The organism is Shewanella sp. Isolate11 (assembly GCF_022398315.1).
GTDB lineage: Bacteria > Pseudomonadota > Gammaproteobacteria > Enterobacterales > Shewanellaceae > Shewanella.
Genome location: NZ_JAKEVF010000006.1, coordinates 134,774 through 150,273, shown reverse-complemented (window position 1 = coordinate 150,273; position 15,500 = coordinate 134,774). Strand labels below are relative to the sequence as shown.

The 15,500-nt window shown below is 42.9% G+C and carries 15 protein-coding genes; 5 read left to right on the top strand and 10 right to left on the bottom strand.

The features are described 5' to 3' along the window. Positions 1–59: 59 nt before the first annotated feature. Both mioC and ubiG read right to left on the bottom strand, forming a co-directional pair. Positions 60–500 (bottom strand): FMN-binding protein MioC, encoded by a 441-nt coding sequence (gene mioC / locus L1D21_RS14450; RefSeq protein WP_239845972.1) that lies wholly within the window; start codon positions 498–500, stop codon positions 60–62. Between the two features lie 127 nt (positions 501–627). Further along, positions 628–1,401 carry a bifunctional 2-polyprenyl-6-hydroxyphenol methylase/3-demethylubiquinol 3-O-methyltransferase UbiG gene (gene ubiG / locus L1D21_RS14445; protein ID WP_239845971.1) on the bottom strand — a complete coding sequence of 258 codons (774 nt, stop codon included), beginning with the start codon at positions 1,399–1,401 and terminating at the stop codon, positions 628–630. 181 nt (positions 1,402–1,582) lie between these two features. Here ubiG and L1D21_RS14440 point away from each other — a divergent pair, with 181 nt between their 5' ends. After that, entirely contained in the window at positions 1,583–2,320 is a 738-nt protein-coding gene (locus tag L1D21_RS14440; protein ID WP_239845970.1) for a sulfotransferase family protein, read from the top strand. Positions 2,321–2,699: 379 nt separating this feature from the next. Here the strand turns inward: L1D21_RS14440 and mnmE are convergent, their stop codons facing one another. From mnmE to rpmH, 5 genes are all read right to left on the bottom strand, one after another. After that, positions 2,700–4,061: a tRNA uridine-5-carboxymethylaminomethyl(34) synthesis GTPase MnmE gene (gene mnmE / locus L1D21_RS14435; protein WP_239845969.1), complete on the bottom strand. Its 1,362-nt coding sequence runs from the start codon at positions 4,059–4,061 to the stop codon at positions 2,700–2,702. A gap of 103 nt (positions 4,062–4,164) precedes the next feature. Then, positions 4,165–5,796 carry a membrane protein insertase YidC gene (gene yidC / locus L1D21_RS14430; protein ID WP_239845968.1) on the bottom strand — a complete coding sequence of 544 codons (1,632 nt, stop codon included), beginning with the start codon at positions 5,794–5,796 and terminating at the stop codon, positions 4,165–4,167. 3 nt (positions 5,797–5,799) lie between these two features. After that, on the bottom strand, positions 5,800–6,054 hold the full coding sequence (gene yidD / locus L1D21_RS14425) for a membrane protein insertion efficiency factor YidD (RefSeq protein ID WP_239845967.1): 255 nt from the start codon (positions 6,052–6,054) through the stop codon (positions 5,800–5,802). Then, entirely contained in the window at positions 6,021–6,377 is a 357-nt protein-coding gene (gene rnpA, locus L1D21_RS14420) for a ribonuclease P protein component (RefSeq protein ID WP_239846012.1), read from the bottom strand. Before rnpA ends, yidD begins: the two co-directional genes overlap by 34 nt. 15 nt (positions 6,378–6,392) lie before the next feature. Further along, entirely contained in the window at positions 6,393–6,530 is a 138-nt protein-coding gene (gene rpmH / locus L1D21_RS14415) for a 50S ribosomal protein L34 (protein ID WP_011867659.1), read from the bottom strand. Positions 6,531–6,975: 445 nt separating this feature from the next. Between rpmH and dnaA the strand changes: the two genes are divergently transcribed. The 4 genes from dnaA to gyrB all read left to right on the top strand — a co-directional run bounded on the left by dnaA (position 6,976) and on the right by gyrB (position 13,077). Next, complete coding sequence (gene dnaA, locus L1D21_RS14410; RefSeq protein WP_239845966.1) at positions 6,976–8,358, top strand: chromosomal replication initiator protein DnaA; 1,383 nt, start codon at positions 6,976–6,978, stop codon at positions 8,356–8,358. Between the two features lie 19 nt (positions 8,359–8,377). Further along, complete coding sequence (gene dnaN, locus L1D21_RS14405) at positions 8,378–9,478, top strand: DNA polymerase III subunit beta (RefSeq protein ID WP_239845965.1); 1,101 nt, start codon at positions 8,378–8,380, stop codon at positions 9,476–9,478. A gap of 82 nt (positions 9,479–9,560) precedes the next feature. After that, on the top strand, positions 9,561–10,643 hold the full coding sequence (recF, locus tag L1D21_RS14400) for a DNA replication/repair protein RecF (RefSeq protein WP_239845964.1): 1,083 nt from the start codon (positions 9,561–9,563) through the stop codon (positions 10,641–10,643). 16 nt (positions 10,644–10,659) lie between these two features. Further along, positions 10,660–13,077 (top strand): DNA topoisomerase (ATP-hydrolyzing) subunit B, encoded by a 2,418-nt coding sequence (gene gyrB, locus L1D21_RS14395; protein ID WP_239845963.1) that lies wholly within the window; start codon positions 10,660–10,662, stop codon positions 13,075–13,077. 61 nt (positions 13,078–13,138) lie between these two features. Here the strand turns inward: gyrB and pxpA are convergent, their stop codons facing one another. From pxpA to pxpB, 3 genes are read right to left on the bottom strand one after another with little or no spacing between them, the layout of a single operon-like run. Beyond that, positions 13,139–13,879: a 5-oxoprolinase subunit PxpA gene (pxpA, locus tag L1D21_RS14390; RefSeq protein ID WP_239845962.1), complete on the bottom strand. Its 741-nt coding sequence runs from the start codon at positions 13,877–13,879 to the stop codon at positions 13,139–13,141. After that, a complete protein-coding gene (locus tag L1D21_RS14385) occupies positions 13,869–14,798 on the bottom strand; it encodes a biotin-dependent carboxyltransferase family protein (RefSeq protein ID WP_239845961.1) in 930 nt (309 codons plus the stop codon). Before L1D21_RS14385 ends, pxpA begins: the two co-directional genes overlap by 11 nt. Next, the gene (gene pxpB / locus L1D21_RS14380) at positions 14,792–15,457 is read right to left on the bottom strand and encodes a 5-oxoprolinase subunit PxpB (RefSeq protein ID WP_239845960.1); all 666 of its coding nucleotides are present in this window, start codon (positions 15,455–15,457) and stop codon (positions 14,792–14,794) included. Before pxpB ends, L1D21_RS14385 begins: the two co-directional genes overlap by 7 nt. Positions 15,458–15,500: the final 43 nt, after the last annotated feature.

The following is a 15,500-nucleotide window of genomic DNA, read 5'->3' as shown; positions in this document are numbered from 1 at the left end:
TGTGGGTAAGTTAGATCTAATCTGTGAGTTATTGTTGGGTTTTACTGGTTATAGATCATTTAGAGTTTATCTTGCCATTCGGCTAACCAAGCTTGAGCGGGTTCTTCAGGGATGGGATCGTATTGAACATCGATCTGGATCTTATCCACATAAACTTGTGCACCGCAATTTTCCATTGCTTCGATAAGTTTTTCTGGTCCCTGACAAAAAGTATCGTAACTGGAGTCGCCAATGGCACATAAAGCAAATTTTGTTGCATTTAAATTGGGTTTTTTAGCCTGGATCTCATCAAAAAATGGCTGAATATTGTCAGGTAAATCGCCAGCTCCATGAGTCGATGAAACGATTAACCAAAGGTTATTGGGATCGATATCGCTAAGTTCTGGGGTTAAATGCACTTCTGTTTCATGGTCTAAGCTTTCTAATTGAGCGGCTAATTCATCGGCTACATATTCTGCACTACCTAGTGTTGTTCCAACGATGAGTTCTATTTTGGCCATGATATTTCCTACGTTTTGCTGAATAAAAAGGTGAGATCACTAAGATTATTGTCACAATGATAAGTGAAAATATGGCTAGGATCTTGTGGAATACGCGATAGTGATTCGGTTAATTGGAGTTATATCACTATGTCGTCGACTTAGGTTTATAGGCGTAAAGCAGGTAATTTACTCGAGTATTATTACCAATTTTCCATTTAGTCGTTAACGGATTAAAAGTCATTCCTTCAGTGGTAATGGTGGCTAACCCTCTAGTTGCAATCATTTTATCCAGTTCTTCAGGTTTAACGAAATGCTGCCAATCATGGGTTCCTTTGGGTAGATATTGCATCACATATTCTGCGCCAATAATGGCTATTAAATAAGAGGCAAACGTGCGATTTAACGTTGCCATGATCAATAAACCTTGTGGTTTAAGTTTTTCACAACAGATATCAATAAGCTGTTGTTTATCTTCAATATGCTCGATAACTTCAGTATTTAAAATCACATCATATTGGGTTTCTATATCGACTAAGTCGCTTGCAAGGCAATGTTTGTAATCTACTTTTATTGACCAAGCTTTGGCATGTTGAGTCGCCATAGTGATGTTATGGGCGCTGGCATCTATACCTGTTACAGCTGCACCTTGGCTTGCGAGGGGTTCACATAATAGTCCAACTCCACAACCTATATCTAAGATCTTTAAGCCCTCAAAGGGAATATCTTGTGTCAGATCCCGTTTAAAGTGGATCGCAATGGCGTTTTCTATTGCGGTTAATCGAGTCTGATTAAAGCGCAATACGTGTTTAAACTTGCCATTGGGATCTCGCCATTCTTGAGCAAGAGCATCAAATTTAGCAATTTCTGCTTGTTGATCTATAGAAGAGATTTTTCCACTTAATTGGCTTTTATCTAACATAAAAACAGACTGCAATCGGATGATAGGATCCAGTATATACCAATCGATAATTTGATGGTCTCTTGTTACCTTTAAGCAAGTTTTGGCTTAAATCGAGCCATATCCGCTTAGTTTCTAATTAGATATACTTCCGAATAAAATTAAAATTCAGCATAAAGCTATGCGATGAGCGACAGAGAACATGAGCATTAATCTTATCAATGCGAGTTATCCTAATTCCACCAGCAAGATATTTATTATAGGTTTGCCACGTACCGGCACCACCAGCATGAGTGTTGCTTTGTTGAATTTAGGATTTAAAGTTGCTCATCAAGCCTTTACTCAACAGACATTTGAGCTTGCCAATGTTGTATCTGATGCCCCATGTTTTAGTGATTATCGCCAGCTGCATCGCTTATATCCGAATGCGAAATTTATCTATCTCGATAGAGCCTTGGATGTTTGGCTGCCATCGATGCAGATGTTACTTGGTCGGATGTTAGTGCATTTAGATGAAACACAGGGCAGGTTTCATCCCATTTTAAAACGTAGTTTTAATCATAGTTTTGGGATTTTCAGCGTTGATGACCCAATGGATGATGCACATTTAATCCATTGTTATCAGTTTCATAAACAACAGGTTTTTGATTACTTTACCGATATTGATCCAAACTCATCTCAGTTTATTGCTTTAGATCCTAGTCACTCTGATAGTTTTGCAGCGTTAATGGCGTTTTTAGAGATAGATTCATCGCAATTATCCGCATCTGAAGCGGCATTTCCACACCTGAACAGAGGAAGAAATGTGGCAAGCTGGGATGAATATAAGCATGAAAATAAGATAAGCAGTAATGCGAGTGGTCCCAATAAACGTAAGTTCTTTAGTTATAAATTGGATGATCGTTTAAGTGTATATTTGCCTAGCAGCTTTAAGCGCTAGGATCTACGGTTAGATCGCACATTTTTAGTTGAAATGACTTTGAGTATAACTTTTAGCTTGAGATCTAAAAATTATTGGTTGAATCAAGCAATTAGATAAGGTTAAAAAATAAAACAAATATTAATCAGTATGTTAGGGCTGTATAATAGAATAAAACTGCCAAGATCCTTTACTGTATTACTTGTTGATATCTCTGTTGATTAAATAGATCTTTTTATTGATTATCATGCTCTAAAATGGTGCTGGGATCCTTGGTGGATCGGCTTTGTTAGAGGATATCTATCATACTTATTTGGGAAATAACCTATAGCTTGCGGGCTAAAACGCAGAGATAATGACAGGCATAATTTTAATTATTATGCCCGTTTACTGTGCAGCGCTATTTTCCTATACAGAAAGAGCTGAATATTTTACCTAGTAGATCGTCTGAAGTGAATTTACCGGTAATTTCAGAAAGTGCCAGTTGGCACATGCGTAACTCTTCGGCCAATAGTTCTCCCGCCTGAAAAACTTCTAGTTGTTCTTTGCCGAGTAGTAGATGACTGCTGGCCAGTTCTAATGCTTCTAAATGACGTCTGCGGGCAATAAAGCCGCCTTCAAGATTACTTTTATAACCCATTAAGGTTTTGAGGTGATCTTTCAGTTCCGCAACACCTAAGCCAGTTTTGGCTGAAAGTTTAAATACTTTATGACCATGATCTTCACTGGTCGCCAGAGGTTCTCCTGTTAAATCCGCTTTATTACGGATAACGGTAATCCCCAGGTTTTTAGGTAACCTGTCGATAAAGTCTGGCCAAATATCATGGGGATCGACAGCATCTGTTGTGGTGCCATCGACCATAAACAACACCTGATCTGCGGTGTCTATTTCGGCCCAAGCGCGCTCGATACCTATTTGCTCGACGGTATCTGTAGTATCACGTAAACCGGCGGTATCTATGATATGCAGTGGCATGCCATCGAGATGGATATGTTCGCGTAATACATCTCGTGTCGTTCCAGCAATTTCGGTCACAATGGCGGACTCTTTACCGGCAAGGGCATTTAGCAGACTCGATTTCCCTGCATTAGGCCGACCTGCGATAACAACTTTCATCCCTTCACGGATAATCGCGCCTTGTTTAGCACTCGATTGTACTGAATCGAGTTTATCTATGATGTGGTTAAGCGAACCGGCAATTTTACCATCGGAGAGAAAATCGACCTCTTCATCAGGGAAATCAATAGCCGCCTCAACATATAGACGTAGATTAGTGACTTGCTCAACCAGCTCATGGATCTGGGTAGAAAATTCGCCTTGTAATGAATTGAGGGCGCTTTTTGCTGCCTGTTCACTGGTTGCATCGATAAGATCAGCAATCGCTTCGGCTTGGGTAAGATCCAGCTTATCGTTCATAAACGCTTGCTCGCTGAATTCACCCGGCTTAGCAATACGTACGCCGCTGATATCCATTACGCGATTAATTAGCATATCTAAAACGATTTGGCCGCCGTGACCCTGTAGTTCCAGTACATCTTCGCCAGTAAAGGAGTTTGGGCCTTTGAAGAATAGGGCGATGCCCTGATCGATCACCTGGCCTTGGTCGTCTTTAAAATCACAGTAATCGGCATAGCGGGTTTTAGGTAGATGACCTAAAACAGCCATAGCGACGTCGCTGGCTTTGTCGCCTGAGACTCGAATGATACCTACACCGCCGCGTCCAGGAGCGGTGGCTTGTGCCACTATAGTATCTGTAGTCATTACTGTTTTTCCTAAGTTAAAAGCGAAGTTTGGTTGTTCATTAAAAGCAAAAAAGCGGTCAATACAGAGTATCCGACCGCTTTTAACTAGTTGGAGCTAAGGATTATTTTAACCCTTTTTTCTCCAAACCGGCATAGATGATCTTCTGTTGGGTAATAGCAACTAAGTTACCGACTAGCCAGTACAGTACAAGACCTGCTGGGAACCATAGGAAGAATACGGTAAATACCACAGGCATCCACTGCATCATCTTTTGCTGCATTGGGTCCATAGTTGGCGCCATAGGTTGCATCTTCTGCATTAGGAACATAGATACACCCATTAGCAATGGCAGCACATAGTATGGATCCTGTACTGATAAGTCACTGATCCAAAGCATAAATGGTGCATGACGCAATTCGTAGCTTTCTAATAGTACCCAGTATAGTGCGATGAAGATTGGCATCTGTAACAGAATAGGAAGACAGCCACCCATAGGGTTAACTTTCTCTTTCTTATACAGCTCCATCATGGCTTGTCCCATCTTCTGGCGGTCATCACCGAAGCGCTCTTTCATATCTGCTAGCTTAGGTTGCAAGTTACGCATCTTCGCCATAGAGGTGTATTGCGCTTTAGTCAGCGGGTAAAGCAGACCACGAACCGTCAAGGTGATGAGGATAATCGCTACACCCCAGTTACCCACAAATGATTGATAGAACATCAGTAGCCAATGAATAGGGATAGCTAGCCACCAAAGGAAACCGTAATCCACTACTAAGTTTAAAGACTCAGAGATTGCTGATAAGGCTTTTTGATCTTTAGGACCAACGTAGAATTGGGCACCGATTGTTTGTTGCGAGCCAGGTGCTATGTCATATACTGCACCGCGGAAACCAATATTGGCCAGTCCACCAGCACTAATGCTAGTGAAAATGGTGTTTTGGTCATTTGCAGGTGGAATCCAAGCCGATACGAAGTAGTGTTGTAGCATAGCTGCCCAACCACCTAGGGTCTTCTTATCTAGGTTTTTGTCGGCCATATCTTCGAAGCTGTACTTCTCATAACGTGTATCTTGCGTTGAGAAAGCGGCACCGCGATATGTCGGCATCATCATGCTGCTTTCGCTTTTCTTGATGCTGTGCTTAATCTGGCCATACATCTGAACTTGAAGCTGTTCAGATGAAGTATTATTGATTCGGTAGTCTACATTGATATCGAACTGACCACGATGCAGGGTAAATACTTTAGTGTACGTAACTCCATTATCTGCAAGGTAAGTAAGTGGTATTTCAAGAGTGTCTTGACCATCAGCCAGCGTATATTGCTGTGATTGAGCCGAATAATGTGCACGACCTTTAGTACTGCTGTCGATACCATTACGACCGATCAAGCCACTTTGAGCTGTGTAGAAGATATCGTTAGTTTGTTGAAGTAGTACAAATGGGTCTTCTTTGTCTTCTTCAAGTTTATGATCGACTAATGCCGAGTATACGATATCACCACCAACAGGATTAATTTTTAAAATTAACTGGTCGGTCGTTACCTTGATCAGTTCTTTAGAAACTGCAACTGCCTCAGGTAGTGCAGCATCTGAATCGGGGACGTCAGTACTGTGTGAATCTGTAACGCTCGGAGACGCTGAAACTGAAGATGTTGTCGCAGCCTGCTGCGGATTTTTGTCTGTTTGCCATTGCTGCCACAGCAAAAAGCTGACAAAAAGCAGACCGATAAGCAATATATTGCGTTGAGATTCCATAGCCTATTTATTACACCTGTTATTTTTAGTGGGGACGGGATCTTCACCGCCCGGATGTAAAGGGTGACATTTTAATACGCGTTTCCCTGCAAACCAACTCCCTTTCACAAATCCATGCAATCGAATTGCTTCTAATGCGTAATTGGAACATGTGGGATGAAAACGGCATTTAGGCCCTAGTATAGGGCTGATAAAGATTTGATAGCCACGAATTAATTTGCTGGCTAGCCATTGTAACGGCGACTGAGTTTGCGCCATAACTTCTCTACCAATTTATGTAGTGCCGGATTATCCATATTCAAGACACCATTTCTTACCAGAACCACAATATCCACCGGCGGTAATTCGTGCTGATGCAAACGAAAATTATCGCGGATGATACGTTTTATTCTGTTGCGTTGATTAGCTTTCTTTACGTAACGTTTAGCAACGGTTAATCCAATACGTGGATGTTGCTCAGAGTTAGGAACAGCAAGTAAGGTAATTTCAGCCGAAGAAGCTTTGATGGGATTTGAGAATACAGATTTGAATTGCGCGGGAGTTAACAAACGTAACTCCCGCGTAAAGGTATAGCTGGTCACTTGCATTTCTACTTATTAAGCAGAAAGACGAGCGCGACCTTTTGCACGACGACGTGCGATGACCTTACGGCCACCTACAGTAGCCATACGAGCGCGGAAGCCGTGAGAACGCTTGCGCTTCAGGTTGCTAGGTTGAAAAGTACGTTTACTCATTATGGCAATCCGTCTTTGTTAGGTGAATAAACCTTACTCTCTTGTAAAAGAGGTAAGGGCAAAAAAGAGGCCGAATTGTAATCACTTTAGTTATGCTCGTCAATAAGCAAAACCAACAAGTGAACAAATTCTGCCACTATATCTTCTTATAAAGTGACCCTAATACACTATCTAGTGTGGATAACTCTGTGAATGGACACTACATCTTGTGGATCTAGGACTCATTGCATTGATCGAAGGTCGCTAATTATAGATCGATCTCGATCCCTTAATAAAGCTGAGTTTTGCGCTTTATTAAAATAAATTGATCGCGGTGGATCGTTTTGGATCTGTGTAAATAAATAATGATGATATTACTGGGGATAAATCTATTTTAAGGATAGCGATCCTTGCTGTCTCACTATAGAATACATCTCTTTCTATATGATCTTTTGGGGATAAATACGTGGCGGTTTCACTTTGGCAGCAATGTATCGGACGACTACAAGACGAGCTTTCTGCTCAGCAATTTAGTATGTGGATCAGACCGTTGCAAGCCGAAATGGATGGGGATACTCTCGTATTATATGCACCGAATCGATTCGTTCTCGATTGGGTCAGGGACAAATACCTTAATACCATTAATCAGTTCTTTACTGAGCAGCTCGGAAGTGACGCACCTAAGTTACGTTTCGACATTGGTAGTCGTCCCGCAAGCCAGCCTGTTAAGGCGACAGCTGCGGTAAAGACCACTGCTACGCCTACAGCAACTCATTCTCCAGCTAAGCCTTCATTTAATACCCATGAACCTTCAGTGAATACCAATCACAGAAGTAATATCAATCCGACTTACCAATTTGATAATTTCGTAGAAGGTAAATCTAACCAGTTAGGTAAAGCAGCTGCGCTACAAGTTTCTGAAAATCCGGGCGGTGCTTATAACCCACTATTCCTATATGGTGGCACTGGTTTGGGTAAGACTCACCTATTGCATGCGGTTGGTAATGGCATCATTAAGAACAAGCCTGACGCTAAAGTTGTTTATATGCACTCTGAGCGTTTTGTGCAGGACATGGTCAAGGCACTACAGAATAATGCGATTGAAGAGTTTAAGCGTTACTACCGTAGTGTTGATGCTTTATTTATCGATGACATTCAGTTCTTTGCCAATAAAGACAGATCTCAAGAAGAGTTTTTCCATACCTTTAATGCTTTGCTAGAAGGTAATCATCAAATCATCTTGACCTCTGATCGCTACCCTAAAGAGATCGATGGTGTTGAAGATCGTCTTAAATCGCGTTTCGGCTGGGGATTAACCGTTGCAATTGAGCCGCCAGAATTAGAAACCCGTGTGGCCATCTTGATGCGTAAGGCGCAAGAGAGTGGTATTAATTTGCCAGATGAAGTAGCTTTCTTTATAGCCAAGCGTTTACGTTCTAACGTACGAGAGCTTGAAGGGGCATTAAACCGTGTGATTGCCAATGCTAATTTCACCGGTCGTCCAATCACTATCGATTTTGTGCGCGAAGCCCTAAGAGATCTCTTGGCTCTACAAGAAAAATTAGTCACTATAGACAATATTCAGAAAACCGTTGCTGAATATTACAAGATCAAGATGGCTGATATGTTGTCAAAACGTCGTTCACGCAGTGTTGCGCGACCAAGACAGATGGCGATGGCGTTATCAAAAGAACTCACAAACCAAAGTTTGCCGGAGATCGGCGATGCCTTTGGTGGTCGTGACCATACGACAGTGCTACACGCCTGTCGTAAAATTGCGCAGCTGCGTGAAGAAAGTCATGACATTAAAGAAGATTATGCTAACTTGATCCGTACGTTATCTTCATAAATCTGGGAAATTGAAACTGATGAAATTTTCAATTGATAGGGATGCCCTATTAAAGCCGTTACAGCTAGTCAGTGGAGCGGTGGAGAGACGACATAACTTGCCTATTCTGGCAAACCTTTTAGTTGAAGTAAGTGGTCACTCACTTAAGTTGACCGGGACCGATTTAGAGGTAGAACTCGTTGGTCAAGCGGCGCTTGAGGGAGAGGTCCAAGAGGGGCGTACCACAGTTCCTGCGAAGAAGTTTCTCGATATCGTTAAATCCCTTCCCGATCAAGTTGAGTTAAAGATAGAACAGCAGGACAATCGCCTGTTGTTACGCTCTGGTCGTAGTCGTTTTACTTTGGCGACATTACCTGCGGAAGAATACCCTAACGTCGAAGCATTCCAGGCTGATATTAAATTTACTATCAAGCAGGGAACGCTTAAGTCACTTATCGATGCGACGCAATTCTCTATGGCAAACCAAGATGTTCGCTACTATCTCAATGGTTTATTATTTGAAACCGAAGGGAATGTACTGCGTGCTATTGCCACCGATGGCCACCGTTTAGCCCTTAGCCATCGTATGATTGAAGAATCACTACCTGAAAAGCAAGTTATCGTGCCACGTAAAGGCGTTCTCGAGCTGCAGCGTCTGTTTGAAGGTGAAGATCTCGATGTCACTATTGAGATTGGTGATAATGCAATTAGAGCCACCACCCAGAGTGCGGTATTTACCAGTAAGTTAGTCGATGGTCGTTTCCCTGATTATCGCCGCGTATTACCAAAAGGTGGCGATAAAATCGTTATTGCCAGCCGTAACCAGCTAAAACAGGCCCTGTTACGAGCCTCTATTCTCTCTAATGAGAAGTTCCGTGGTGTGCGAGTTCAGTTAGAAACCAACCTTATCAAGATCACTGCCAATAACCCTGAACAGGAAGAGGCAGAAGAGATCTTAGATATCGAATATGAAAATAGTCCTTTGGAAATAGGCTTCAACGTGAGCTATTTATTGGACGTGCTAAACAACTTACCTTCAGACGATGTGCGTATTACCTTAATCGATGGCAACTCCAGTGCCTTGATTGAAAACCATATCGAAGAAGATTCTATGTATGTTGTTATGCCAATGCGCCTTTAATAAGCCGCTTCTTATTAGCCATAGCCTAACATCACCCAAGTGTATGTTAGGCTAGCATTAGGCTGACAAAACTGAGTATTTAATGAGTTTAACTCGGCTTCATATCGATTCTTTTCGTAATATCACTTCTGCTCAACTGCAATTAGGCGATGGGCTTAATTTGATCTATGGCCAAAACGGCAGTGGCAAAACCAGCATATTAGAAGCGATCTATTTTCTGGGAATGGGACGATCGTTCCGCAGTCATCTGTCACAACGTGTAATTAATAATCAGCAAGATCAACTGACCCTATTTGCCAATTTAGAACAACAGCAACAACAAGCAAAAGTCGGTTTACGTCGGTTTCGCAGTGGTGAAATCGAAGTCAAAATTAACGGCGATAAGGTGAAACGTTTATCGACTTTGGCCGAGACTTTACCCATTCAGGTGATCACTCCTGAAAGTTTTTCTTTGCTTTTTGAAGGACCTAAATCCCGCCGACAATTTATTGATTGGGGGGCATTCCATACAGACAAAAACTTCTATAGTGCTTGGGCCAATGTGAGGAGAATTTTAAAGCATAGAAATCAGATGCTTAAAAATGAAACGCCTTATCAGCAAATTCAATTTTGGGACAAGGAATTAGTGCGTTATGCTGAAATGGTTACCCAGATACGAAAGCAATATGTAGGCTCGTTAAATGAACTACTTAAGGGTATAATCGAAGAGTTTTTACCTCAGGTAGATGTTAAAGTTTCCTTTACTCGAGGTTGGGATAGCAAAACTCATTATCATGAGTTGTTGCAAGCTCAATATCTCAGAGATTTAGCGGCAGGACATACAGCAAGTGGGCCACATAAGGCTGATCTAAGATTGCGTGTGGGAACCTTGCCCGTTCAGGATGCATTATCCCGAGGCCAATTGAAATTGTTAGTGTGTGCATTACGTATTGCACAGGGAAAGTTGCTAAAACAACAAATAAATAAAAACAGTATTTATCTGGTGGATGATTTGCCATCGGAACTGGATGCAAGACACAGACAACTATTGCTGCAGCAGCTAAGCGATACCGGGGCACAAGTTTTTGTCACCGCCATCGAGCCTGCAGCAATAATAGATTCGTTAAATACGCCACCTGCAAAGGTGTTCCATGTGGAACAAGGGCGGGTAACGGTAATTGAATAACCGACGAGAGAATAATATGTCAGAGAATAGTTACGATTCTTCGAGTATTAAGGTTCTAAAAGGCCTTGATGCGGTACGTAAGAGACCTGGAATGTATATCGGTGATACCGATGATGGTACGGGTCTACATCACATGGTATTCGAAGTGGTCGATAACTCTATCGATGAAGCACTTGCTGGTTATTGTAGTGACGTTACGATCAAAATCCATTCAGATGGTTCGGTATCAGTTAAAGATGATGGCCGTGGTATTCCTGTTTCTATCCATGAGGAAGAAGGGGTTTCTGCTGCTGAAGTTATTATGACGGTTCTGCATGCGGGCGGTAAGTTTGATGATAACTCTTATAAGGTTTCTGGTGGCCTTCATGGTGTGGGTGTTTCAGTTGTAAACGCGCTGTCTGAAAAGCTGCAAATGACCATTCGCCGTGATGGTAAGCTTTATGAGCAATTTTATACACATGGTGTACCAAATGAGCCAATTAAAGCGATTGGTGACGCAACATCAACGGGTACAGAGATCCGATTTTGGCCAAGCGCTCAAACTTTTTCGGATACCAAATTCCATTTCGATATTCTAGCCAAGCGCGTACGTGAGCTGTCTTTCCTTAACTCAGGTGTAGGTATTCGCCTAGTTGACGAGCGTGACAATAAAGATGAGTTCTTCAAATATGACGGTGGTATCAGCGCGTTTGTTGACTATCTAAACGTAAATAAAACCCCTGTAAACAAAGAAGTGTTCCATTTCGTGCAAGAGCGTGAAGATGGTATTACCGTTGAAGTGGCGATGCAGTGGAACGATGGTTTCCAAGAAAACATCTTCTGTTTTACCAACAACATCCCACAACGTGACGGTGGTACTCACTTAGCCGGATTCCGTAGCGCATTAACGCGTAACCTAAATACTTATATGGACCGAGAAGGTTTTAATAAGAAAGGCAAAACCAGTGCTACTGGTGATGATGCGCGAGAAGGTTTGACTGCAGTTATCTCGGTTAAAGTTCCAGATCCTAAGTTCAGTTCACAGACGAAAGATAAATTGGTATCTAGTGAAGTAAAAACCGCAGTTGAGCAGACGATGGGTGAGCAGTTAGGTGATTACCTGATGGAGCACCCTAACGAAGCTAAAATGATTGTGGGTAAGATCATCGATGCAGCGCGTGCTCGTGAAGCGGCACGTAAAGCTCGTGAGATGACTCGTCGTAAAGGCGCATTAGATTTAGGTGGCTTGCCAGGTAAATTGGCCGATTGCCAAGAGAAAGACCCAGCGCTTTCTGAAATCTACATAGTGGAGGGTGACTCTGCGGGCGGTAGTGCTAAGCAGGGTCGTAATCGTAAGAACCAAGCGATTTTGCCATTGAAAGGTAAGATCTTAAACGTTGAGAAGGCGCGCTTCGATAAGATGTTGTCTTCTCAAGAGGTGGCAACGCTTATTACGGCTCTTGGTTGTGGTATTGGCCGTGACGAATATGATCCCGATAAGACACGTTATCACAACATCGTTATCATGACCGATGCTGACGTCGATGGTTCGCACATTCGTACACTGCTGTTGACCTTCTTCTTCCGTCAAATGCCTGAGATGATTGAGCGTGGTTATGTTTATATTGCTCAGCCACCTTTGTACAAAGTGAAGAAAGGTAAGCAAGAGCAGTATTTAAAAGATGATCCAGCCTTGATCGAATACCTGACTAATTTGGCATTAGACGGTGGTGAAATCCATCCTTCTCAAGATGCTCCAGCTATGTCTGGTGCGCCGCTTGAAAAGCTGGTTTATCAATACCGTGAAGTTGAAGGTATTTTTGAGCGTCTAAATCAGCGTTTCCCGCTAATGTTAACTGAGCGTATGCTTTATCAACCAGGGCTAACGCCTGAACTGTTAGCCGACGAAGCTAAAGTTAAGCAATGGTGCGATAAATACGTCGCGGCATTAACTGAAGCGGAATCAGGTGGCTTTATCTTTAGCGCTGAAGCATTCCTCGATCCTGAGCGTCAGGTTTACTTGCCTAAGGTGACTATCCGCAAGCATGGTATCGACACTCATTATCTGTTCTCTTATGACTTCTTACAGTCGAGCGATTACCAACGTATGTCTAAGTTGGCTGCAGAGCTCGATGGTTTGATCGAAGAGGGTGGTTATGTGAAGCGTGGTGAACGTGTTAAAGAGATCAGTTCTTTCGTTGAGGCGTTAGATTGGTTGATGACAGACTCTAAGCGTGGTCTTTATATCCAACGCTATAAAGGATTGGGTGAGATGAACCCTGAGCAGTTGTGGGAAACTACAATGGATCCAGAATCGCGCCGTATGCTGCGTGTCACCATTGAAGATGCTATCGGTGCCGATCAACTATTTACTTGTTTGATGGGTGATCAGGTTGAGCCTCGTCGTGACTTTATTGAGTCTAACGCGCTAAATGTCGCTAACCTAGACGTTTAACCTAAACATATAAAATTAGCATTTAGAAAAGCCCTAGAGAAATCTAGGGCTTTTTTGTTTTCTACTGAAACTGTTTGGCAATTAATTGGGCAAATGCCAATGCGTGTTCATTATCACCATGTAGACAAAGGCTATCGGCATTGATGATTATGGTTTTACCATCGATAGTTTCAATTGCCTGCTTAGCGACTAATTTACTAACTTGATCAAGAGCCTGTTGTTCATTACCGATAACGGCGCCGGGTAAATTTCGCGGAGCCAAACTAGCATCGGCAAGATAGGCGCGATCGGCAAAGGCTTCCTCGATAACACAAATGTTTTGCTGGCGAGCCTGAAAGACCAAACTGCTGCCAGCTAAGATCATCAAATTGAGGTTGGGGTCGATGGTTTTAATGGTGTCGATAAGAATTTGACCTAAATCGGCATTAGTCGCGGCTAAGTTATATAAGGCACCGTGAGGTTTAACGTATTGCAATGGTACGTTTAAATCGTCGCATATTTGCTTTAAGGCGGTAATTTGTTGCTGTAGAGAAGCTTGCAACTTCGCTGTTGAAATATCCATGGCCTGACGACCAAAGTTGCGTCTATCAGGAAAGCTGGGATGAGCGCCCACCGTTACCTGATTCTGTTTAGCCAGTTTTACTGTGGTTAACATACTGTGGTTATCACCGGCATGGCCGCCACAGGCAATATTGGCACTGGTGATTATCTGCAATAAGGCTTCGTCATTAAGGGAGCCTTCGCCCAAATCGGCATTTAAATCGATAGGATAATTCACTTTGTTGTCTTGATTAACTGGCATCGATAGCCCTCGATAATCGGTAAAAATATTGCTGCCATTCAAAGTTGGCGCTCTCGGCCTGATTTGGACTGATATGCTGAAATGTCACAGTCTGTCCTGGTCGGCATTGTGCGACTTTCCACAGATCGGCCTCTATGATGCAGGCGATAATGGGGTAGCCACCTGTTGTCTGGGCATCGGCAAGTAAGATGATTGGCTGACCATTTGGGGGGACTTGTACAGCTCCTGGCATTACACCATGTGAGCGTAAACTGAGTTGTGATTCTGTCGCTAATGCTTCACCCTCGAGTCGAGCTCCGATTCGATTGCTTTGATTTGATAATCTCCATTGGTTGTCCCAAAAACGCTTTTTACTTGGGTTATCAAATTGGTTGAGTTCAGGGCCTGCGAGCGCTCTGAGTATGCCATCATTGGCGCGCGGTACGGCGCCAATGGGCTTGTAGAGCATGGTTTCTGCAGGATCTAACTCTAGTTTGTCGTCAACTTGCAGGTATCTGCCTTCAAATCCACCAAATTGAGCGGTTAAGTCGGTTCCTTTTCCACCGAGAACACAGTCGCAATTAATACCACCTAAAATGGCTAAATAACCATACATGCCAGTTTTAGGGCCACGAATAGCGAGTCGCTCACCTTTATTTATTTTAGCTCGCCAGCCATTCCACAGTGGCCGAGATTCTATTTTTGCTTCAAATGCGGCCCCGCATAGGGCTATCCAGGTATCTTCTTCAAATTGGATCTGAATTTCACCAGCAGTAAACTCAAGTACGGCGCAGTTATCTGGATTTCTAAGGAGTCGATTAGCGAGTGTTAACGCTTGTTTGTCTACCGCACCACCAGAAGCAACCCCTAAATGGGCAACGCGCTGACGACCTAAGTCTTGAATGCTGATATGGGCGCTGGCTTGCAAGATCGTTAGCATTTGTAGCCCCTTTTTTTGGCGATAAAACGAACGATATCGCCAGGGTGTAATAGACAAGGTTCAGCATTATACGGGTTAAATAATTTAAGTTCGGTGCGGCCTATTAGCTGCCAACCTCCGGGGCTTTGACTGGGATAAAAACCTGTTTGTTCACCGCCGATACCAACAGAGCCTGCTGGAACTGCAAGCCTAGGGCGTTCGAGCCTGGGGGTATGCAGACTCGATGGCAGACCATCTAGATAGGCAAAACCGGGTTTAAAACCAATGAAAAACACTCGATATTCGGCCTGACTATGGCGCTTAATTACTTCATCTGTGCTGAGCTGGTGGAGTTTGGCGACATTATCTAAATCTGGTCCATATTGACAGCCATAAATCACAGGGATATCAATATGACGTTGTTGGAACTCTTGCTGCTGTGCCTGTTCATAGAGGGTTAATAAGTGAGATTCTGCCGCTTTCAGTTTTTCGGCATGGCTATAATAGACGGTCAGGTTATTCATTCCTGCTACTGCATTGATGACATCTGTCGACTGTCGGCATTGTTCTGCTATCCAGCAGAGTTTGGTTTGCAAGGTAAAGTCGATCGCTTTTTTTGGGGCTGGCGATAAAACTAAGGCATTTTCACCGAGTGGATAGATAAGATTATGTGATCTCAAAACAGACTCTAATGATGCGATTGATGAATTTAGTCTAACTTGG

Bases quoted from the DNA above. Each gene is read 5' to 3' on its own strand.
- mioC (WP_239845972.1), bottom strand. From the start codon at position 500: ATGGCCAAAATAGAACTCATCGTTGGAACAACACTAGGTAGTGCAGAA.
- ubiG (WP_239845971.1), bottom strand. From the start codon at position 1,401: ATGTTAGATAAAAGCCAATTAAGTGGAAAAATCTCTTCTATAGATCAA.
- L1D21_RS14440 (WP_239845970.1), top strand. From the start codon at position 1,583: ATGAGCATTAATCTTATCAATGCGAGTTATCCTAATTCCACCAGCAAG.
- mnmE (WP_239845969.1), bottom strand. From the start codon at position 4,061: ATGACTACAGATACTATAGTGGCACAAGCCACCGCTCCTGGACGCGGC.
- yidC (WP_239845968.1), bottom strand. From the start codon at position 5,796: ATGGAATCTCAACGCAATATATTGCTTATCGGTCTGCTTTTTGTCAGC.
- yidD (WP_239845967.1), bottom strand. From the start codon at position 6,054: ATGGCGCAAACTCAGTCGCCGTTACAATGGCTAGCCAGCAAATTAATT.
- rpmH (WP_011867659.1), bottom strand. From the start codon at position 6,530: ATGAGTAAACGTACTTTTCAACCTAGCAACCTGAAGCGCAAGCGTTCT.
- dnaN (WP_239845965.1), top strand. From the start codon at position 8,378: ATGAAATTTTCAATTGATAGGGATGCCCTATTAAAGCCGTTACAGCTA.
- recF (WP_239845964.1), top strand. From the start codon at position 9,561: ATGAGTTTAACTCGGCTTCATATCGATTCTTTTCGTAATATCACTTCT.
- gyrB (WP_239845963.1), top strand. From the start codon at position 10,660: ATGTCAGAGAATAGTTACGATTCTTCGAGTATTAAGGTTCTAAAAGGC.
- pxpA (WP_239845962.1), bottom strand. From the start codon at position 13,879: ATGCCAGTTAATCAAGACAACAAAGTGAATTATCCTATCGATTTAAAT.
- L1D21_RS14385 (WP_239845961.1), bottom strand. From the start codon at position 14,798: ATGCTAACGATCTTGCAAGCCAGCGCCCATATCAGCATTCAAGACTTA.